Origin of the sequence: Nocardia sp. NPDC052001 (assembly GCF_040680615.1) — a bacterium.
Classification (GTDB): domain Bacteria; phylum Actinomycetota; class Actinomycetes; order Mycobacteriales; family Mycobacteriaceae; genus Nocardia.
The window spans coordinates 174,405-197,841 of the sequence record NZ_JBFAXC010000005.1 but is presented as its reverse complement, the minus strand read 5'-3'; the positions used below and the strand labels follow the sequence as shown (position 1 = coordinate 197,841).

Annotated in this window: 1 protein-coding gene (running past one end of the window); it reads left to right on the top strand. The window is 70.0% G+C overall.

The genetic code is table 11. The features are described 5' to 3' along the window. Positions 1-23,437, top strand: partial view of a hypothetical protein gene (locus AB0L82_RS25040; protein WP_364640957.1) — the 3' portion only. Its footprint begins 6,716 nt before the window's first position; 23,437 of the gene's 30,153 nt are visible here — the last part of the coding sequence; its start codon lies off the left edge, out of view; it ends in the stop codon at positions 23,435-23,437.

Here is a 23,437-nt window from a genome sequence, read left to right as displayed (position 1 = left end):
GGCCGACCCCGCCCTGTCCGGGGCGGATGCCCACCGGATCGCCCGCACGGCCGGAGTCGAGGCGCTGCTCGCGGACCCCCGCTTCATCGGCGGTGCCGACCCGACGCGTCCGGCCGCGATCGCCGACCAGTACCGCGAACCGCCGGTGGACGGTCAGCGCCCGCTTCCGGGTCATGAGCCGATTCCCGGCGCGTGGGCGGACCATCCGAGCCCCCTCGACCTCTCCGCCACCCGGGATCAGGTGGTGCACACCGCGCTCCAGGACGGCGGGACCAATGTCAGCCGCTGGGCGATCGACACCTTGGACCGCCACGGTGTCGAGATCCGTTTCAGCGCCGAGCCGGAGGCGTCGACCCATACCGGTCCGGACGGCCGCACCAGGCAGGGTCCGTACCTGGGTTACGACCCGGCGACGAATACCGTTGTGCTGGGCTACCCCGTCAGCTCCCACGAGGGCGCGGTCGCCCAACTGGTGCGCGCCGCCTTCCTCGCCGATTCGATCCATACCGTCGACGGCCCGCTCGAGCGCTTCGGCCTCACGCGTGCGGAGTACGTGCGCGCCATGCTCGGCAGACATGCCGAGGGTTTGGCGCTCTCGTTCGAGAATCGCCGAATCTGGTTCTCCGGTAACGGTTTCGAACGCCCGGCGGTGCGCGATCCGCTGGAGCGCGCCTTCCTGGAAACCCGCGATCGGGCACTCGAGACCGCTCAGCGTGCCTATCGCGGCAATGACAGCGCGACCCGCCGCATGCTGGAGGCTGCCGCCTACCGCGCCGCCGTTCGCGAGGTGACCGCGCGCATCACCACGGAAGGCCCGCTGGTCGGACAATACGATCTGGGAGTCGTGCACGGCGCGGAATGGGATCGCGCCCATGGCATTTCGCCGAGTACCGAACCCACGCCCGCCCCGGCGCCCCACGGTAAGGACACCAAACCCGGCATCGATCGCCGCGCGGCCGACTACGCCGTCGAGATCGAACACCTGCGCCTGCTTCGTGACTCCGGCACCCCGATCCTGATGGGTCCAGCCGAACGCGCCTACACCGCCGCCTACGACAGGGAATTGGCCCGCGGACGCGGCGACAATCCCACCACCCGCGCCTACGTGGCGGGTGTCGACGCCCTGCGCCGCTACCTGAAGAAGACCGGCCTGGACGCCGCCGAAGTCGCCTTCGACGTGGTCCGCTCCTACGGCGAAGCGGGCGACCCCACCTGGGGCAACCCGACGTCGAACCGCGCCCCCGATCTCGCGCCTTCACGCGCCCACCCCACCATCGATCTCCCGCACATCGCCCCGCCGCGCTCCGATCTGCCCTGGTCCAGCGCTCCGGCCGGCGAGGTCCCGCCGCCGGTGACACCACCTCGTGCGGAGGAAGCCCACCCGCCGCAGGGCTCCCGAACCCCGAACGCCGACGAATTCAACTCCGGCGCAACCCGTTCCGATTCCCCGGGTGCCGACGCATCGCGTCCGGGCGCACCCCGTCCCGACGGTTCGCTCACCGACGAGTCGCGTCCGGCCGATGCCACGCAGCCCGGCGACGACTCCACGGTGCCACCAGAGCACTCCGACCCCAACGAATTGTCCAGGCGCGCTTCGGAAGCCGAACTGCAACGTGTCTACCCGATGGGGGAGCGGCTCACCGATCAGGTGATCGGCTCGCGCACCACCACGGGCGTGCAGCCGGTCCTGATGATCTTCGCCCCCGAGGGCGGGCATCTGCGCGCCCTGCACGATCTGGCCGCCACCGATCCGCGCTACGCGAATGTGCTGTGGGACGGCTCGCACCGCCTCGAATACCGTCTCGTCGCATCGGACGGCGCGGGCGGCTATGACACCCGCTCGATGTTCCACGGCGACGCCGAGGGTGAACTCCGCCGCCCCATGCACGGTGAGGCGGTGGCCGAGATGCTCGCCCACTACCTGCGCTACCGCGAAGAAGGCTCCACCACACTGGGTTTCGACCGCTGGCTGGCGCAACTGGATTCGGACGCCTTCGATCACACCACCCGCCCGAAGTTCTCGATGCGCCGCGACGGCATGCACGAGCAGATTCCCACCCACCTGTCCGACCGCTTCCTGGAGGCGGGCCGCCGCCAAGCCGACGCGAACCCGTCGATCACCTACCCGCATCCGGCCGCGGTCGCCCGCGATCTGATGATGCGCCGCCTGCCCATGTCCACCTGGGACGGCGAGCCGCACGACGCCTACCGCGCGCAGGATCCGGATCGCTACAGCCGCCACCCGATTCGCCTCGACACCGTTTCGCTGGATCTCTGGCTCGAACGCGACGGTCAGGGTGGCTGGCGCGTGCCGCCGCCCACCGGTGCGGGCCGCCCGTCCGATCTGCTGGCCGAACGCTTCCAGCACATGACCGACACCGACGCGGGCCGCCTGGTGGATCGGATCACCGCCCGCATGCTCGACGGTTCCGCCCCGCTCAATGGCGAACCCGAACGCCCGCGCGGACTCTGGCAGCGCCTGACCGACCACTTCACCGGCGATTCGGCCGACGCCCTCGGCGAGCATCGCGCCGGTCCAGCCCGCGACGACGCGTCGGGCACGCTGCCCGCGCGTGACACCGGAGCCGAAAACCCCACACCCCCACGCGATACGGACGATCCGCCCGGCGACGACAGCCCGCGCCGACGCATGGCCGTCCCGGACGAACAACCGCGGCCGGAGCACACGCCGCCGCACGAGAATTCGAAGACGCCGCCGGACAGCTCGCACCCCGACGACTCGAATCCCGCTGCCGCCGAACACGATTGGTCCCCGCGACCGGACGACGAGTGGTCGCCCCTGGATTCCAGGCAGATCGAGGATCGACTCACCGAACGCTGGAATCTGGAGATCGACGGCTTCCAGGACCCCCGCGTCGATATCGAGGTGCTGCGCGAGTTCGCCCGCGCGGTCGACGCCATGCTGACCGAGCACCCCGGCACCATCCTGCGCGCGCTCGAGATCGACGAATTCAACGAGGAGGACAAGGACACCGCGGCCTTCGTCACCGAAGAGATCGCTCCGGACGGCCGTATCGCCGCTGAATGCATCGTCCTCAATATGGATCTGGCCGAGCATCCCGAGAAGTGGGCGGCCCTGGCCCGGACCGGCACCGCGGATGGCTCGTTCGTCCCCGGCCACGGTGACCGCCCGGTGTATTCGACGATCGTGCACGAATTCGGGCACGTGGTCGAGTTGATGGGCGAGGAGAAGGCGATCAAGCTTGCCTTCAAAACCCTGCTCGAGCACTATAAGACGACGCGTGGCACCAAGGTCGGCTTCTACGACTGGATGAACCAGCTCAGCCGCTACAGTTTCGGCGAGTTCGGCGATCTGAACCCGACCGAAGCACTCGCCGAGGCGTTCTCCGATTTCACTCGCAACGGCCCCGCCGCCAGCGAGCCCGCCCAGGTCCTGCACCAACTGCTGATAGACCAGGTGGCCCTGCGCGGCACCGAGCCGATCCCCGAGCCCACGCCCGAACCGCCCCCACCCGCGGCCCAACCGTCCCCGCCCGCCGAGCCCTACTCCCCGTTCAACCCCGACGGCACCCTGAAACCGCCGGACGCCCCCGACGACGCCCCCGGCACGGACGACGGCACACCGAATCGCAAAATGTCCTACGGCGACCCGACCGGTGAAGACCCAACCGTCCCGCTCACCCCGGGCGATCCGCCAACTACCCCCACCCCACCGCAGCACTCCCCAGACGCGAACACGGTAGAGCTGCCCGCCCCCGGCCCCGATCCCACCGCGAATCCTCCAGTCGCGCCACAGCATTCGTCAGAAGCGCCAACGGTGGAACTGCCCGCACCGGGAACCGACTCGGCTGCGGTGCCGCCGCACGAGGCCACCACGGTGGAATTGCCCGCGCCGGGCGCAGATCCGGCCGCGATTCCGCAATCCGAGGCCCCTACGGTCGAGTTGTCCGCACGAGCGCCGGATCCTGCCGGGGTGCCGCTGTCCGAGGCAGCCACGGTGGAATTGTCCGCGCCTGGTACTGATCCGGCCGCGATTCCGCAATCCGAGGCCGCAACGGTCGAATTGCCTGCTCGCGAGGCGTCGAATTCCGTTGTCGGGCAGATAGATCCGGCGCTGGGCTCCACGGCCATGCGCGATCTGGGTGAGCATCTGCGGCAGATGCCGCCGCAGCAGGGCTCGACGCCGCGCACCCCGGAGGAGCGCGCGCAGATCGCTCGTCTGTTGGACGCGCTCGGTATGGGCGACGCGTTGTCCCGCCATCCCGATCCGCTGGCCGCCCTGCGTGAGATCGCTGAAAATGTCGGTGCGCGAGGTCATTTCGGGGATCCGGAGGCGGGAACCCCGACCACCGCCCCGCGGCCCGAGGATTTGCGGCCGCTCACCGCCGAAGAGCTGTACGCCGGTGAGGAGTACTGGCGCAGTGAGGTCGACCCGGCCCAGTTGGCCGCCGCCGAAGCGGAGTATCGCGCCCTCGGCCTGGATGATCGACTTGCCCGCGCGGGACTGGCGGAAGACGCGGATCAGGCCGCTCGCGCGCTCACCGGCCAATCCACCCGCCCCGAACTCACCTCGGGCGAGCACGTCGCCAACCCTGCCGCCGGCCGCCCGCACGGCGAATCCGGCATAGACCCCGCGACCGGCCGCCCACACGGCGAATCCGCCACGCCGCGAACGGATCACCCGCTGGAGCCGGGTTCCGGACCGATCCGGGAGGGTGTGCCGCCCGAACCGCGCGCCCTGTCGATGTCCGAGCTCCGCGACGATATCGCCATTCGCCTGCGGCTTTCGGAAACCGACCTCGCCCCGGCCCGCCTGGCCGAGCTCGCCGGTGACATGCAGGTCCGAAATATGCTGCGCGCCGGTGCCATCGAGGAACTTGCCCGCCTGTCCGAGCGACACGATCAGACCACCGATCCGGCGCATCGGGCCGAGATCGCGGCTCTGCGCGACGAATGGGCGCGCCGTCTCGGTCTCGGCGCAGACGCCGACCGCCTGGCACCCGAGCATCGGGGCGCGCTGCTCGACGAGCTGCGCGCCGAAACCGTGCGCCGCGCAGAGGATGTCGCCGATCTGGTGGCCGCCGCGAACTACACCGGCGATACCTCCGACAGCCGCCATATGGTCCTGGAAGCGGACGGTGAGCGTGTGCACGTGCGCGTGCACACCGACCCGGACGGCGCGCAGCGCATCGAAATGGCTACTCGCCCGGCACTTCCCGAACAGCCGTCAACCCCGGCCCCAGCGACCGAGCCGCCGCGCCGCTCGCTACTGCGCAAGCTGTGGGACGCGTTCAAGGGCGGATACGGCGGCTACTCGCCCAAGTACGGTTCCGGTTCCAAGCAGGACAGCAAGTATGTGGCCTCCGTGGTCAAGGAACTCGGCTACGTGCTGCACAACCACGATATGGAAGCCTTCAAGGAGGGCTTCAACCCGATGCGCGTCGGCAAGGAAGGTGCGACGATCTGGAAGGCGCGCGAGCGCATGCCGCTATTGCGCCTGCTCAGCCGCCGAATCGCCGATGTGGCGGCGAGCGCGGTCCCGATGCGCACCCGGGACGGCGGCGAATACCAGCCGTGGCTCACCGAGGCCGACCCCAAGCTCCGTGCCGCGGTGGAGGAGAGCCTGCGTCTGCGTGATGCCGGCAAGCCGGAACTCCCGGCGGGCCCCGCGCACCCCGAGCTTCCTACCGGCGCAGCGCATCCCGAGCTTTCATCCGGCGCGGCGCACCCGGATCCCACTCATACCGAGCCTCAATCCGGCCCGGTGCATCCGGATCCCGCAACCGGTCGCACCGAGACGGAACCGACTGCGGTGCACGGCGATCCGGAGAACACCGCGCATCCCCCGCGCGATCCCGCACTGCCGCAACCCTTCGCGGCCGCCCTGGACGCGCACGAAGCCGCGCTCGGCGAGCTGATCCGCCAGGCCGGCCGCGCCGATATCGACCTGACCCAGGTCGATGCCGAAGGACTGCGTAACGCCCTCGATGAAGCCAACTATCTGGCCCTGCGCCAGGCGGGCGCGATCGAGGGCCTGGCCAGCGCCGCACAGCGCTACAACACCGAGAACGCTCGCATCCCCTACAGCGACGAGGTGAGCTTCTTCGACAACGACCCGCTGAGCAGATTCCTGCGCGAGGTCGCCGAATCCCGCGGCGACGGAACCGCTTTGCTCAGGTGGGAGGGCGTCAACAACAGCGCCGAACCCGGCCGCGACTTCGACGACCTGTCCGGTGACGAGATGAACACCCGCAAGGAGGGTGTGCTCTTCCGCAATGCCCTGCTGCGGGACCAGATTCGCGATGAGCGCTCGAACTGGGCGCAGCTGCTCGGTGTCGAATTGGACGCGCTGACACCGGACAGGCTCAATCGCACACTCGCCGAACTGCGCCTGGATATGCGCGACCGGCTCGACGCGATGCACGAATTCTCCACGGCCGTCGACGATTTCCTGCATGCCGATACGGTGGCGCGCGACCAGCGGCAACTGCTGGTGGACGATCTCGCGCACGGCTGGGTGGACGAGCGCGGCGGGGTGACCCTCGACCCGAGCGTTGGCATCTACCCCGGTGATGCTCCCGGCGACCCGCACCGCCTGGTCGTCATGCGCGGTGAAGAGGATCACGATGCGCATCTCGCCGGTTTCCTGGCTGAGCAACCGCATATCGGCGAACTACTCAATTCCGGTGCGCTGCAACTGGATTACCGGCTGGCACTGATCGACGACGCCGGTCAGGTGCACATCTTGGAGAGTGAGCGCCCACCGGAGGCGCGCTTCCAGCATGTCGATATCGACGATCGCGCCATGCCGGTAACCATGCTGCGCACCGACGACGAGCCGTGGCGTGCCGTCTCGCCCGGCTTGGACGCGCCTGTCCCGCGGCATGAGTCGGCGCTGGGCTCGGAGCCGCCGCGCGATCCGAACCTGGTGCGCGAGCAGCGCAATGAGGTCGCAGCGCGGCTCACGCAGTACCACATGGACCTGAACTCGGCCCGCCTCGAGGACACCATCGCGGCACTGCATCACGACAACGCGTTGCACGCCGCCCAGATCGAGGGCATGGCGGATTTCATCCGCACCACCGACGCCATCGACAATTTCCACAGTCTGGACGGGGCCCGGGATCGACTGGCGAACCGCCTGCGCGTCGATCCGAACGATCTGACCCCCGAACTGCTCGCGGAGCGCCTCGCCGATCCGAAGACCCCCGCGGTGCTGCGTGCCCAGCAGGTCAAGGATTTGGCGAGCTACGCCAAACTGCTGCGCGGACTGGATGAGTCGGCGGCGCTGGCCGCGCGCGACCGCCTGGCCGTGCGACTCGGCCTCGAACCCGAGGACCTGCTGCCCAACAAGCACAGTAAGGACCTGACCCGCTACGAGCCGGATCCGAAGGGCATCCATCCGCCGGCGCTGCAGGACGCCATCGCCAACCTGATGCACCGTCCCGGCGATCGCCCGGCTCTGCTCGCCGCGCTTACCGAATACGCCTCCGCGCTGGGCCGGATCGATCCCTTCACCGATGGCCTGCGCTTCGACCCCGCCACCGATCCGCGAATCGCGGAGGGCGAGCTGCCCATTCACAAGCGGGGCGCGCTGCCCGCCCTGCGGGATCTGGTCACCGACCGGGTGGGGGAGCCGCCGACCTCGGACGCGCCCTCGCTGGCGGCCGACGCGTGGTCGCGGCTGCTGGGTCTGCAACTCGGTGAGGATCCCGCGAGCTGGGCCAAGGCGTACGAGGTGTACCGCGACGGCAAGATCGACCAGCATGAGCGGCTCACCCCGGCGGACCTCGCCGAGGTGCTCGGGACATTGCGCGAAGAGGTCCGCGCGCGCACCGCCGATATCGATGAACTCGCCCGGCTCGCCGCCGAGCACAACGCGCTCACCGAACCCGCTCCCGCGCCCCCGCGCACCGACACCCGCGAGCTGGCGGCTGATCTCGGGCAGGCCCGTGCCGATCTCGACAGTGCCAGGGTCCGTAGGGATTACGCGCTCGATCAGGTGCCGGTCGACACCGCGCGGCCGATCGGCGACTCCGATCTGACGCCGGGCCGGCTCAACGGCACGCTCGATTACCTGGCCACGCGGGAACCTGTCGGCACCTCACAGGCGCAGATCGACCAGCGGGTTGGCGTGCTGCGCGCCGCCGCCGAGGAGCACAACCGGCTCGTCGACCACGTCGCCGCGCTCCAGGCCGAACTGGACGCGGCGGTATCGGCGACCGTGCGTCCGGGCGACACCACCATCGAAGCGTGGCGTTCCGAACTCGACACCGCGAATACCGCGCTGCGCGAGGTGATCGGCAGCCTGCCGCTCGACCCGGCCGAGCTCACCCCCGAGAACTATGTCGCGGCCATCGACGGTGTGGCCGAACGCCGCCTTCCGGTGGAGCAGCAGGCCGCCTGGCAGGATCGAATCCAGGACATAGTCGATGCCACCCGGCGCGTGCATCTCGCCGAAAACGGTCTGGCCGCGGCGCAATCGGCGGCGGTCGACGCCATGCACGCGAGCGAGACTCCGCACGAGGCAGCGCGGCGTGGCCTGGCGGACGCCGAATTCGACCTGCGCACAGCCGAATTGCAGCGTGACATCACCAATATCGGGCGTGACGGCAATGACCCGACCGCACCGTCCCGTCCCCGCACCACCGATCCCCAGGCCCTGGCCGAAATGGCCGCCGCCGCAAACCGTGTCGACCACGCCAGGGCCGACGTATCCCGCTGGCAAGCCGAACTCGCTCGCGTCGAATCCGCCGCCGCGGCCGCCCGCGAACCCCTCACCGACGCCGCGAACCGGGCCCGCGACACCGCCCGCACCGCCCTGCGCGAAGCCATCACCAACCTGCGTGAGATCACCGGCCTGCGCACCTCCGAATCCGACCTCACCCCCGACGTGCTCGCCGAAACCATGGCCGACCTGCAATCCCGCCAGGTCCGCTTCGACCTCGGCGACCCCGCCGCCGCCTTCACCCAACTCCACACCGCCGCAACCGACTTCCACCGAGCCGACGCGTTCGCCCACTGGGTAGCCGACAACCTCACCCCCACCGCCCCCGGCACACCCCCCACCGATCCCCGCGCCGCCTGGGCCGACTACCCACGCCCCGACCCGCAGACTCCCGTCCCGGATCCGCGCGTCGCTTGGGCGGATTATCCGCGACCCGATTCGGAACCGACTCAGTCCGACCCGCGTGTTGAGTGGGCGGATTACCCGCGCCCTGAATCCGATGCGTCCCGACCTGATCCGCGCGTGGACTGGGCGGACTATCCGCGCCCGGATTCGGATGGGTCGCGAACGGATCCGCGTATCGATTGGGCCGACTACCCGGGGCGCACCGATGGTGATGGCGGCGAACCGCCCCAGAACCCCGATGCGCCAACGGATTCCGGGCCGGAAGGCCCATCGCCGGCACGTCCGGGCGGTTCCGATGGGACGGGTGGGGCCCCGGCTGCCGCTCATTCTCCCTCCGGAGACGGTGCGGCACCGCGGGATACCGCCCCGGAGTCAACCGATCCCGAGCCGAACCCGGACGGCGCGGGCGGTGGCGAACCGCCCACCGACCCCCCGCTGTCCGCGTCGTCCTCCGATCCGGAGGGTTCCCCGTGGCTCAAGCGCCAACTGGCGCTGCAGGCCGACTGGGTGGCCCGCATGGAATCCGACCACGCCACCTGGCTGCGCGAGATCGCCGCCCAGAGCGAGCCCGGCAGCACCACCGAAAGCTGGGCGAACTTCCGCGCCGCCGCGGCCGAGGACGTGGCCCGCATCGCCGCCGAACGCGCCGACTTCCTCTGGGAACGCGCAGGCGGCCGCCCCGACCCCGGCACCCCCGAACCCCCCTCCGACGGCCCCCGCGACCAGGGCCCCTCCGACGACGGAAACCCTGTCCGCCCCACCGGCCCCACCCGCCCGGACACCGACTCCGACGCCGCCCGCCCACCCGCCGACGAAGGGGAAACCCCCTCCTCCACAACCCAACCCACCGACCCCCGCGTCGATTGGGCCGATTACCAACCCCGCCCCGATACCGAGGCTTCTCCGCCAACCGACCCTCGGGTGGAGTGGGCGGACAATTCGCCCCACCCCGACCCCGAGGTTCCTCCCCCCACCGATCCGCGAATCGACTGGGCGGACTATCCAACTCGGTCCGAGGCCGAGTTGCCCCTGCCCGTCGATCCGCGAATCGCCTGGTCCGATCGCGGTGATCTCGGCGAGGCGGCCGACCCTGGTCTGTCCGCAAGTGAATCGCCGACTGTCGAGGTGGATACCGCCAAGTTCGCGGTGCTGCCGAGCGAGGCACCGACAATCGAGGTGAATCCGGTTGAAGCCGGAACGCCCTCGAGTGAGGCCCCGACGGTTGAACTCGGTTCGCCGAGTGAGCGGCCGACTGTTGAGCTGGGTCCGCTGAGTGAGGCCCCGACCGTTGAACTGGGTCCGGCGGGCGAAGCGCCGACGGTCGAGCTGCCGGGTGGGCAGGCACCGACGGGTGAAGTGGCCGTTCATGATCCGCCGACGCATCCTGCCGTGACCCAGCAGAATTCGGCTGATCCGCAAGCGGGGCAGACGCAGACCCTGGAGATCGCGCCGGGGGCTGTGCCGCCGGAGCGGGTGGTTGATCCGGCGGTCGCCTCGCCCGCGTTGCGGGCGCTGGCCGACCATCTGCGCGACGCGCCCGGTGCGATGGCGGGTCCGCGCGATCCGAGTCGTGATGCGTACGGGCGGCAGTTGGCGCGTGACCTCGGCCTGGGCGAGGCGATGCGCAGGCATTCCGATCCGCTCGGGTCACTGCGCGAGGTAGCCGAGACCGCGCGTGCGCGTGGGCATTTCGGTGATCCGGAGCGCGGTCGTCCGCCGGTGTCGATGCGCGGCGAGGATCTCGGCAAGCTGACCGCGGCCGAGCGTGAGCGGGCGCTGTCACCGCAGGCGCGGCCCGAGCCGTCCGGTCGCCCGCGTCCGGATCTCGCGCTGGAACCCTGGTCGACGGTGAATCGTGATCTGTCGCATCAGGATCCGCAGGTTCGCACCCTCGACGAGCTGCGCACCGAGATCGCCGACCGACTCGGCCTCACCGATGAACAGCGCTCCACGCAACACCTCACCGATGTCGCGGGCGAGCTACAGGTTCGAAATGCCTTGCGCGCCGGTGCCATCGACGCGCTCGACCACGCCATGCGGCACTACGACCAGGCCACCGACCCGGGCGACCGCGCCCGCCTGGCCGCCGACCGCGACGAATGGGCCCGCCTGCTCGGCATCACCGATCGAACCAGTCTCGACCCCGCGCACCGCGACGGCACCCTCGCCGCCCTGCACGACGAAACCCTGCGCCGCGCAGCCGATGTCGCCGATCTGCTGGCCACCACCTTCCATGCCCCGGACCCGGCCGAAGGCCGTCGCCTGGTGCTCGCCGCAGGTGACGATCGCGTGCACGTGCTGGTCACCGAATCGCCCGACGGCACCCGCCGCGCCGAGGTCGTCCCGCGCCCGGACCTCCCGGTCCCGGCGGTCCCGGACGCGGCAAAGGCCGAACCCCGCCCCGGCCTGCTGCGCCGCATCTGGCAGCGCATGATGGGCGGATTCCACGCCGACACACCGAAATACCCGTCCGGTTCGGGCTGGGACAAGAAGGGCCAGGTCAACCTCACCCACGGCCTGGGCGAACTCATCCACAACGATGTCCTCGCCCATATCGACGACGATTTCAATCCGGTCCGCGCCGCCAAGGAAATCATCACCATCTACAAGGATCGCGAGCGCATGCCGATCCTGTGGCGTTTCACCGGCCGCATCGCCGATATCTCCGTCGATGTCGTGCCCATGCGCACCCGCGACGGCGAGGAATACCAGCCCTGGTACACCGAGGCCGATCCGGTGCTGCGCGCCGAAGTGGAGGAGTCGCTACGGCTGGCGGGCCTGCCCACCGAGGAGGACTACGCCCGCGCCGCCGCCGAACAAGCGCGCTCAGAGCCGGAACACGGCCGGCCCGAACTGGAATCCACTTCGAATCCCGATAACGCCCGGCAGAATTCGCGAGAACCGCGCCTGGAGGCCCCCGGCGAGCGGGATTGGGGCCCGAACCTGCCCGAACCGCTGGTGTCGGCCATCGACGCGCGCGATGCCGCCCTCGCCGATCTGGTGCAGGCGGCCACGCGGTACAACGCCCCGGATCGCCACACCATCGCGCTCACCGATGCCGAGCCCGCGACCCTGCGCCGCGCCATCGAGGACGCAACCTACGAGCACATGCGCCGCGCCGGTGCGATCGAAGCGCTGCGCGATGCCGCCCTGCGCTACGCCGTCGAGAACGAGCGCGTGCCCTACAGCCCGGTCAGCTTCTTCGACAAGGACCCGCTCGGGCGCTACGTCCGCGAAACCCGATACGCCGAGGCGCTGCGCGTGGAAGAGGAACGCGCACAACGCCGTCGCGAGGAGGCGGGCGCCGATCCCGATGACGATTCGCTCGAATTCCGGCCGCGTGAACCGCGCGCCTCGGTGCTCGACGCGGAAGGGGTCAACAACGGTGGCGAATGGGCCCGGCACTTCGACGACCCGTACCACGGCATGTACGACGGCCGCGAGGGCAGGCTCTTCGAGGACGCGCTCATGCGCGACCAGATCCGCGATGAGCGCTCCAATTGGGCTCAGCTGCTCGGTGTTCCGCTGGATCAGCTCGGAACCCCGGAGCAGATCCGGCACACCATCGCCGACCTGCGCATGGATATGCGCGATAACGCGGACCGGCTGCACGACTTCGTCGACGCGGTCGACACCTTCCAGCGGCTGGACGCCGAAGCCCGCGCCCGCGCCACCGAAGTGGCCGATATCGCCGCGCACGCCTGGGTGGACGGTCAGGGCGGCGTCATGCTCGCCCCGGGTGTCGGGGTGCACCCCGGCGACCATCCGGGCGCGCCCAACCGCCTGGTCGTCATCAGCGGCGATATCGACCATCATCACCGTCTGGTCGACGCGCTGGCCGAAAACCCGGAATTGGGCGCACAACTCAATCGCGGTGACCTGCGACTCGACTACCGCGTGGTCGGCCTGACCGATGACGGCCAGCCGCACATCATGGAACGTGAAGCGCCACAAGCGCTTTACCATGAGGCCACCGTCGACGGCGAACGCATGCCGATGCTCATGCTCCGCGATGCCGACGGCCCGTGGCGGGTCGTGCAGGCCACCCCGGACCCGGTCGCACCCGCGGAACCGAGCACGGCGGCCGCGATACCCCGTGATCCGGATGTGGTTCGCGCCGAACGCAATGAGGTCGCGGCGCGCCTGTCGGTCTACCACCTGGATCTGGGCCCCGGCCGCATCCTCGATGAGACCATCCGGGCACTGGAGCATGACAGTGCGCTGCGCGCCGCACAGGTCGAGGGCATGGCGGACTTCATCCGCAGCAGCGACGCCATCGACAACTTCCACGACCTGGATCGCACACTCAACAATCTCGCGCATCGCCTGAACCTGGACCCGGAAACGCTGTCCCCCAGTCGACTTGCCGAGGCGATGGCCGATCCCGGTGTGCGCCGGGTGCGCCGCCTGCAGGCGCTCGGCGATCTGCTGGACTACGCGAAACTGTTGCGCGACAACGTGGACACCGGTGCGGTGCTGGCGGCGCGGGATCGGCTGGCGCACCGGCTCGGCGTGGAGCCGGAGGAGCTGTACTCCAGCAAGTTCAAGGTCGATCCGCAACGCGGTGAGATCGTCGCGAAGAACCCGGATCCCAAGGGCACCAACCCGAAGGAGTTGCTCGGCGCGGTCAACGATCTGCTGCACCGTTCGGGCGACAATCCCGAACTGCTCGCCGCCCTGACCGAATACGTCGGCGCGCTCAGCGATCTCGACCCGTTCCACCGGGACCTGCGGTTCGATCCGTTCAACGATCCGCGCGCGGCCGACGGTGCGGTGCCGATCCACGATCGGGACGCCCCGGCGCTGTTGCGTCCGCTGCTGAGCGAATCCATCGGCGAGCCACCGACTTCCGACAATCCGTCGCAGGCGGCGCGCGTCTGGTCGCGCCTGCTCGGGGTGGACCTGACGAATATTCCGCGCACCGTCGAGATCTACAAGACGCTCGCGACCGCGTTGCACGACCGGATGAGCCCGGCGCAACTGGACCGCGCGCTACGCACCCTGGACGGCGACGGCGATATGCACGCCGCCTACGAGGAGTACCGGAACTCGGTCACCGATCGGCGAAACCTGTTCTCCGAGGCGGACTTCATTCAGACCGTCGAGGGTTCGCGCAATGCGCGCTACGCCGAGGTCTACGAGTACTACCGCGACGGCAAGATCGACAAGCATGAGCGGCTCACCCCCGAGAAGCTTGCCGAGACGGTCGAGACGCTACGCGCCGAGGGTGCCGCCCGCGAGGCCGATATCCGGGCCCTGGCGCGCCTGGCCAAGGAGCACAACGACCTCACCAGGCCACCGGAACCCACCCCGCCGCAGCGCAATACCGAGGAACTCGCCGGAGAGCTGACCGCCGCCCGGCACGAGCTCGACCTGGCGCGGGACGGCCGCGACCATGCCCTGGGCCGGATGTATCTGGAGGACAACCGGCCCATCACCGACAGCGACCTCACCCCCGAACGCATTCGCGGCACCGCCGACTACCTCGGCACCCGCAATGCCGAGGAGGGCGGGACACTGCCCGCCAATGACCAGCGCATCGCGGATCTGGTTGCGGCGGCGGGTGAATACTCGCGCGCCGAGACCCGGGTGGCGGAGTTGGAGGCCGAACTCTCGCGCGCGGTCGCGGACGAACTCGGCCCCACCGAAACCCCGGTCGACCTCTGGCAGCGTCGATTGGATTCCGCCACGGCGGATCTGCAAGCGCTGATCGACGCCGATCCGAGCCTGGCGCAGGCGGGCCTGGACCGGGTCGTCGCCCAGGTCGATCGTCTCTCCCGCATGCCGCTCGACCCGGCCGATGTCTGGACCCCCGAACTCATACCGCTGCGCGACGCGGTGCACGGCTACCAGCACGCCCAGCAGTTCCTCGAAGCCGCGCACATCGAAGCCGTGGCGGACAACCACGCCTCCGAGACGCCGGCACAGTCCGCCGAACGCGGCCTGACCGACGCCCGCCTGGAACTGCTGGCCGCCGACGCCGCCCGCAATATCGCCCTGATCGGCAGCGCGCTGACACCCGCCGACCTCACCCCCGCCTGGGTGGCAGCCACCCGAGCCGAATTCGCGGACGCCCACCGTCCCGGTCTCCCCGCCGCCGACCGCGCCCGGCTCGATCTGGCCGATGCCGCCGAACGCCACCATCGCGCGGCGGATCGAGTCGCCCGCTGGGAAGCCGAACAACACCGCCAATCGGTCGCCGCCGCCATGGCCGCCGACACCCCGTCCGCCGCCGCCCAGCGCGCCCACGATGCCGCGAGCACCGCCCTGCGCGAAGCCATCACCGATCTGCGTGCCGCCACCGGCCTGACCACCACCGAATCCGCCCTGACCCCCGAACATCTCGACACCACCATGCGAGACCTGCTGTCCCGCACCGTTATAGCCCCCCGAGGCACCAATCCCGCCCACGCCTTCACCCAACTCCGCTCCGCCGCCGAACAACTCCACCGCGCCAATGACTTCCGCGAGTGGGTAGCCGCCACCACCCCCGAACCCACCACCCCCGCACCCCGCCCGATCGACCCCCGCATCGAATGGGCGAACCCCGCCGAAACTCCGGCTCCACCCACCCAAACCGGCGGCTCCGGCGAGGGAACACCTCCGAACCACCCGCCGCGCACGCCGTCCCCCTCGGAGCCCGACGAAGGCCCGCACTCCTCATCCGACGACAACCCAACCGATCCGGGCCCTTCCGGCCCGCCGCACGACCCAACCCCCGGCGGTTCTCCCACCCCCGGTCCGGCCCCGATCCGTCCCGCCACCCCGGCAGCGGAAACCCCCGAAACCCCCACCCCGCAACCGAAATCCACGCCGTCCACCACAGACCCCGCAGCCGGTACGCCAGACCCCAACCGCGGCCTTCCCGAGTCCGCCCCGGACCCGGATTCCGTCCCGACCCAGGAACTCACCCGTCCGGATTCGGCCGCGACACAGGAGGCGGCCGACCCCGACTCGGTGCCGACCCAGGAGCTGAACCGGCCGGATTCGGTGGAAACCCAGGCGCTGGTTGATCCGGATTCGGTGCCGACGCAGGAACTTTCCCGGCCGGAGGCGACGCAGACTCCGTTCGATCCGGATTCGATGGAGACGCAGGAGCTTTCCCGCCCGGAGGTGGCGGAGACGCCGACGCTGGTGGATCCGCATTCGGCGGAGGCGGTGACCATGGAGATCCCGGCCGCGCCGGTTGATCCGGCGGTGGCGTCGGCCGGGTTGCGGGCGGTGGCGGACTTCCTGCGGCAGTCGCCCGCCGGACCGCCCGGCGCGCAGTTGCCGCCCGCGGCGGAGACGTACGTTCGGCGGCTCGCGGCGGAACTCGGGCTCGGGCAGGCCATCACCCGCCATGGAGATCCGCTCGGCGCACTGCGGGAACTGACCGAGATGGCACGCGCGCGAAGCCATTTGGGTGATCCCGACCTGGGTGTTCCGCCCTCGGCCATGAGGCCGGACGATTTCCGCCCGCTCACCGTGGAGGAACTCTACGGCGGTGAACAGTTCTGGCGCACCGAGGTTACCCCGGCCGAATTGCAGGCCATCGACGGTGCGCATCGCGCCCTCGACCTAGACGAAAGGCTTTCGCGAGCAACTGAACTGGGCTCGGATCCCAATCCGACCGTGCCCCATCCCGATTCGGCGAGGGCGGAGACGGTGCGCCTGCCCGCGCCCGGGGAAACCCCGCTCGACCCCTGGGACGGCACGAATCGTCCAGCGCCGCACGCGGAACCGCGCTCGCTCACGCTCCGGGAGCTGGGCACCGATATCGCGGACCGCCTGCGCCTGTCCGAGGCCGACCGCACCCCACCGCGCCTGTACGAGCTCGCCGGGGACCTCCAACTCCGAAACCTGCTGCGCGCGGGCGCGATCGAAGCCCTGGACCAGGCCGCCCAACACCACGACGCCGCGACCGATCCCGAAGCCCGGGCCCGCGCCGCGGCCGATCGCGATGATTGGGCCCGCCGCCTCCGGGTCGATCCGGAACGCCTCACCCCGGCGCGCATGGACACCACACTCGCCGACCTGCGAGCCGAAACCCTGCGCCGCGCATCCGATATCGCGGACCTGGTGGCGGCCACCGCACACATCGCGGAGCCGAACATCACCCGCGGGGTGGTCGAGGTGGGCGGCGACCGCGTACACGTCAGCATTACCGAAAACCCCGACGGCACCCGCGGCGTCGCGCTGACCTCCCGCCCGGACCTGCCGATCCGCACCACCCCGCAGGGGGAAGCCGAGAAGCCGCGACCGAGTCTGCTGCGTCGCATGTGGCGTCGCATGATGCACGGATTCCATTCGCACACACCGAAATACCCCTCGGGTTCGGGCTTCGACCGCAAGGGTCAGATCAACCTGGCCCGCGGCTTCGGCGACGCGACCGACCACCACGGCCTCTCGGCGATGGACAACGAAGCCGATTTCAATCCGCTCCGGATCGCGAAGGAGCTGGGCACGCTCATCCAGGACCGCGAGCTGATGCCGCTGTGGCAGCCGACCGGCCGGGTCCGCGACATCTCCGCCCCCGTGGTCCCCATGCATATGCGGGACGGTGAGGAATACCGCCCCTGGCTCACCGAAGCCGACCCGCTGTTGCGCGCCGAGGTAGAGGAAAGCCTGCGCATCGCCGAGCTTCCCGTCGAGGGCGACGAGCCCCCGGCCCCGCGCGCCCTACCGGAACCGGAATTGCCCCCGGTGCACCAGCAGCGGGACTGGGGCCCGCGCATGCCCGAACCGGTCACCGCCGCCGTCGACGCCCGGGAAGCGGCGCTGGCCGAGCTGGTGCGGGTGGCCCGCGAGCAGCGCATCGATCTGACCGATCTCACCCGGGCCGATCTGCACCGCCTGCTCAATGCCGAGACCGCTCAGCTCATGCGCCGCGCGGGCGCGATCGAAGCGCTGCGCGACGCCGCCACCCGTTTCCACTTGCAGAACGAGGCGGTGCCGTACAACCCCGTCAGCTTCCTCGACAATGATCCGCTCGGCCGCTACGTGCGCGAATCGCACCACGCGGATGCCCTGGCCCGCGAAGTCGAACGCGCCCAGCGGCGGCGCGAGGAGTTCGGTATCGACCCCGAGGACGATTCACTCGAATGGCGGCCCCGCGAACCCGGGGTGCGAGCACTCGATTTCAACGGCGCCAACAATGGCGGCGAATGGGTCCGGCACTTCGAGGATCTCGATCAGGAACACCCCGGCACCCGCGCCGGACAGCTGTTCGAGGACGCGTTGCGGCGCGACCAGATCCGTGATGAGCGCTCCAACTGGGCGCAATTGCTTGGCGTCAGCCTGCGGGAACTGGAATCGCAGGCGGGCATCGACCACGCCATCGGCGATCTGCGGATCGATGTGCGCGACCGCATCGACCGGCTCGCCGAATTGTCCGGCGCCATGGAGGATTTCCTGCGCGAGGACACCCTCGCCCGCGACCGCTTGACCGAGATGGCCGACGGCGTCGCACGCGAATGGCTGGACGCGCAGGGCGGAATCCAGCTCGCACCCGGCGTCGGCGTGATTCCGGGCGCGCATCCTGGAGATCCGCACCGGCTCATCGTGATTCGCGGCACCCGCGATCACGACATCCGCCTCGCCGACGCGTTGACCGCCCATCCCGAAATCGGCGCACAACTCAACAGTGGTGAGCTGCAACTGCATTACCGCATGGTCGGCATCGACGAGCAGGGCACCTACGTGATGGCGGCCCGCCCGCCCGAGGCGTACTACCACGAGCTGAACCATGACGGCCGCCCGCTGCCCGGCGTCATGCTCCGGGACGGTGAGGGCCCGTGGCGCTTCGTGCGTCCGGAACCCGGTGCGCTGGAACCGCATACCGAGCCCGCGCACCAGCCCGCCGTCGCTCGCGATCCGGCCGTCGTGCTCGAGGAACGCAATGCCGCCGCCCGCCGCCTGGCCGTTTACGAGATGGACCTCGACGCCGGTATCGCCCCCATCATCGAGGGCCTGCGTCACGACAACGCCCTACGCGAAGCGCAAATCGAAGGTATGGCGGACTTCATCCGCAGCAGCGACGCCATCGACAACTTCCACGCGCTCGACCGCACCCTGAAGAATCTGGCGCACCGTCTGAAACTGGATCCGGACGCGCTGACCCCGGAGGCACTCGCGCACGCGCTGGCCGATCCCGGGCTGCGCAACGCGCGCCGGTTGCAGGCGGTCGAAGACCTACTCGCCTACGCGGATTCGCTGAATCGTCCCGGCGACGCGGCGGCCGTACTGGCGGCGCGCGACCGGCTCGCCGAACGCCTCGGCGTCGATCCGGAGCAGCTGTACGGGCGAAAGCACATCTTCGAGGACAATGAGGTCGTCGGATACGGCCCCGACGCCGAGACCACCAGTCCCCGTGCGGTTTTGCGAGCGATCAACGATCTGCTGTACCGCACCGCGGAACGGCCGGGACTGTTGGCGGCGCTCACCGAGTACGCCGAGACGGTGTCCGGACGCGATCCCTTCCGCTCGAATATGCGTTTCGATCCGTTCACCGATCCGCGCGTGGCGGACGGCGAACTGCCGATCCACGACAGCGACGCGCCCGCGCTGCTGCGCGCGATGATGAGCGAATCCATCGGCGAGCCACCAACTTCCGACTTCCCATCGGGTGCGTCGGAGGTCTGGCGGCGACTGCTCGGATTCGATCTCGACAATGTCGAGCGCCTGGTGCGCGTCTACACCAACCACGGCGGCGAACTACACGATCGGATGTCGCCCCGGCAGCTCACCGACGCGCTGAACACGCTGCGCTCCGGCGGCGACAACGCGAGGGCGTACGCGGACTACCGCGACAGCGTCACCGATCAGCGCAGACTGCTGACACCCCGGGAGTTCGAGAGCCTGATCCAGCGGGTCCGCGATGTCCGCTACGCCCAGGTGTACGAGTACTACCGCGATGGCAAGATCGACAAGCACGAGCGGCTCAAGGCGTCCGAGCTGGCCGCGGTCATCGACACCATGCGCGCCGAGGTGCGGGCGCGCGACGCCGACATCACCCTGCTGGAGCGGCTCGCGGAGGAGCATCGCAGGCTCATCGCGCCCGCCGAACCCGAAGTGCCGCACGGTGATCCGAGGCAACTGGCGAACGATCTCGCGCGGGCTCGTCATCGCCTCGACCTGGCGCGCGACGGCCGCGACTACGCGATCGGACGGGTGTATCTGGAGAACAATCGCGCACTGCGCGCGAGCGATCTCACCGAGCAGCGGCTGCCGGGTACCGCGGAATACCTGGGCACCCGGCTCGCGCACGAGGCGGGCACGCTGCCCGGGCATGAACAGCGCATCGCCGATCTGGTCGACGCCGCGCACGAGTACAACCGGGCCGAAGCCCGGGTTCGCGAGCTGGAATCGGCGCTGAACCGTTCGATCGACGCGGCGGCCGGTCCGCAGGAGACCCCGGTCGATGTCTGGCGGCGGCAACTCGACACCGCGCGTACCGAACTCGAAGCGGTCATCGCGGCCGATCCGGGCCTGGCGCGCCTGGGCCTGGACCGCGTGCTCGATCAGGTCGATCGCATGTCGCGCATGGCGCACGAGAGCGGCGATGTCTGGACGCCGGAACTCGTCCCGCTGCGCGATGCCGCACACCACTACCGGCTGGCACAGGAATTCCTCGACGCCGCCGAAACCGGGACCGTCGCGGCCGTACACGCGGGACAGACGCCGGAGCAGGTCGCGGCCCGCGAAATCCGCGACACCCGAATGGAATTGATAGGCGTCGCCGCAGTCCGCGACGCGCTGGCGACGGGTCTGCCGCTGACCGGCGCCGACCTGACCCGCGAGTGGATCGACGCCACCCGCACCGAACTCGCGGCCACGCCGCACACCGAACTGTCGGTCGCGGACCGTTCCCGCCTCGAGCTCGCCGACGCCGCCGAACGCCACAACGCGGTCCAGGATCGCCTCTCCCGCTGGGAAGCCGAACAGCGACGCCTGGAAGCGGCCGCCCGCGCCGCCGCCGACACCCCGGAGGCCGCCGCCCACCGCGCCCGCGATCTCGCTCGCACCGACCTGCGGCAGGCCATCGCGAATCTGCGCGAGGTGACCGGCCTCAACACCAGCGAACGCGACCTCGTCCACCTCGACGAAGCCATGGCCGACCTGCGCTCCCGCACGGTCACCTTCGGCAACGGTGACCCCGGCGCCGCCTTCGACCGCCTGCACGCCGCGGCCAACCGCCTGCACGCCGCCGAAGCCTTCGCCGACTGGGTGGCCGCCAACGCACCCACCCCACCCGCCATCGAACCGCACCCGCATGCTTCGGAAACCACACCGGCACAACCGAATACCACCCCCGCCGCACCGATGGCGGCGGAAACGAGCCAGCCCGGTACCCCTCATCAGAGCGCTGCCACCGGCCCCGCGGGCACCCATCCGCCGCTGACTGGTCAGTCGGCACCCGAGCAATCAACTGCTGGTCACACGCACCAGCCTCCCAGCGGAACCCCACCCTCCACCGCAACTCCGCCTCCCGCTGCACCGCGACCCCACTCGGCCCCGGTGGAAACCGAGCTGCGGCAGTCCGGCGTGGAAAGCATTGCGCCCGAGAGTCCGAAGGCGAACACCGGAACCGGGGCAGCCAACGGCGACGAAGCGGGTGACGTCGGCGGCACCAAGGATGACGGTGAAAAGCCTGTGTCCCCTGAACATCTTGGTTCGGACCGCGACGGTTCAGTGCCGGACAATCCGGGCCCAATCACCTCGAATTCCGATGGTTCCGCTTCCGGTACAACAAATTCCGATGGTCCCAATGCTCATGACCCGGACTCGGACGGTACCGGCTCGCGTAACTCGGACACTGACAGGCTCGACTCCGATGGTCCGGATTCGGACGGTCCAGATTCCGATGGTCCCGACTCTGACGGACCGGATTCCGATGGTCCTGACTCCGACGGGCCGGATTCGGGCGATTCTGATTCGAAGGTGCTGCACCCTGCGGATGAGGTGAATTGGGCGCATATGCGGTCGCATCTGCCGCATGTGCCGCATCAGGAGCCTGATTACAACCTGCCGGAGTACACGCCGGAGCCGTCTCGGCAGCCGTACCCCTGGACGTTGCCTCCCGAGGATGAGCAGCCGCGACCGCAGCCTGAGCCGCAACCGCAACCGCATCCGCATCCGCATCCGCAACCGCATCCGCAGCCGACGCCCGGACCTGGGCCGCATCCGCAGCCGACCCCGACGCCGGGGCCGATCCCGCAACCGCAGAGTCCGCAGCTTCCCCAGTTGCCCGAGGTGCCGCAGCCTGGCACGCCGCAGCTGCCCGAATTGCCGGTGCCGCCGAATATTCCGGTCCCGCCGGAGGGGTGGCCGCCCGGCATGCCGTGGCCGCCGACCGATGGTTGGCCCCCGGGCATCCCGCAGCCGGGTTCCGGTTGGCCGCCGGGGATTCCGCATCCGCCCGCCGGTTGGCCCGAGAGCCTGCCGTGGCCTCCGCAAGGCGGGACACCGGATGGTTCGCAACCGTCACCGGGATGGCCGCAGGCGGAACAGTATCCGTCGCGACCGGAGTCGGGACCGAACCAGTTCCCCGGGCAGCAGAGTCCGGGTTCGGCGCATCCGTCGACCCCGGCGAATGGTACGCCGCCGCATAATGATCCGGCCGACGCGATCAACAGATTGCTGGAGTCGCTCGGTGAGCGCCCGGCGCCGGGCGCGCCGGGCGGTGGCGGTCCGGGGCTCACCCCGATGCCCGGTGGCCCGGGTTCGCCCTTCGGCACACCGGGTTTCGGCCCGAACGCATCGGACGCGACGCCCCATGACCCGTCCTCGGACGACCGAACCGCGAATAACGGTGCGGCGGCGAACGGTTCGGGCAGCCCCATGGGCGGCTCCCCGATGGGCGGCTCGCCCCACGGCGCGAACAACTCCGGCGCGCGTAACGGCGCGGGCCGTGCCGACCGCCGCTTCCCGCGCGCGGGCGGCGGCCCCGCGAAGAACGGGACCATCTATCTCCGTGCGCATTCCGGCTACGGCGAGTTCGCGACCTTCGATCCCGGTACCGGTCTGTTGCAGTCGGCCCCGATGGCCGCGGGCGCGCTATCGGGCGTGTACGGCGATCTCGATGGCATCCCGGTGGTCTTCTACCGCGCCCCGCACGGCCTGGTGCTGCGCGTCGGTGATCAGGCGATCGAAGTGGATCAGCTCGGCGCGGAGGCGATATGGGAGCGAACGGGCCAGGGCTTCACCCGTTTCACCGTGTCCGCGGGTGGGCAGGCCCAGTGCGAGCTGCGCTACAGCTCGGTCGGAGCGGACGCGGATCTGGGCCTGCTGATCCGCGATGTGCTGTCCGATCCGGTGCGCCGGATGGGGATTTTCGGGTGA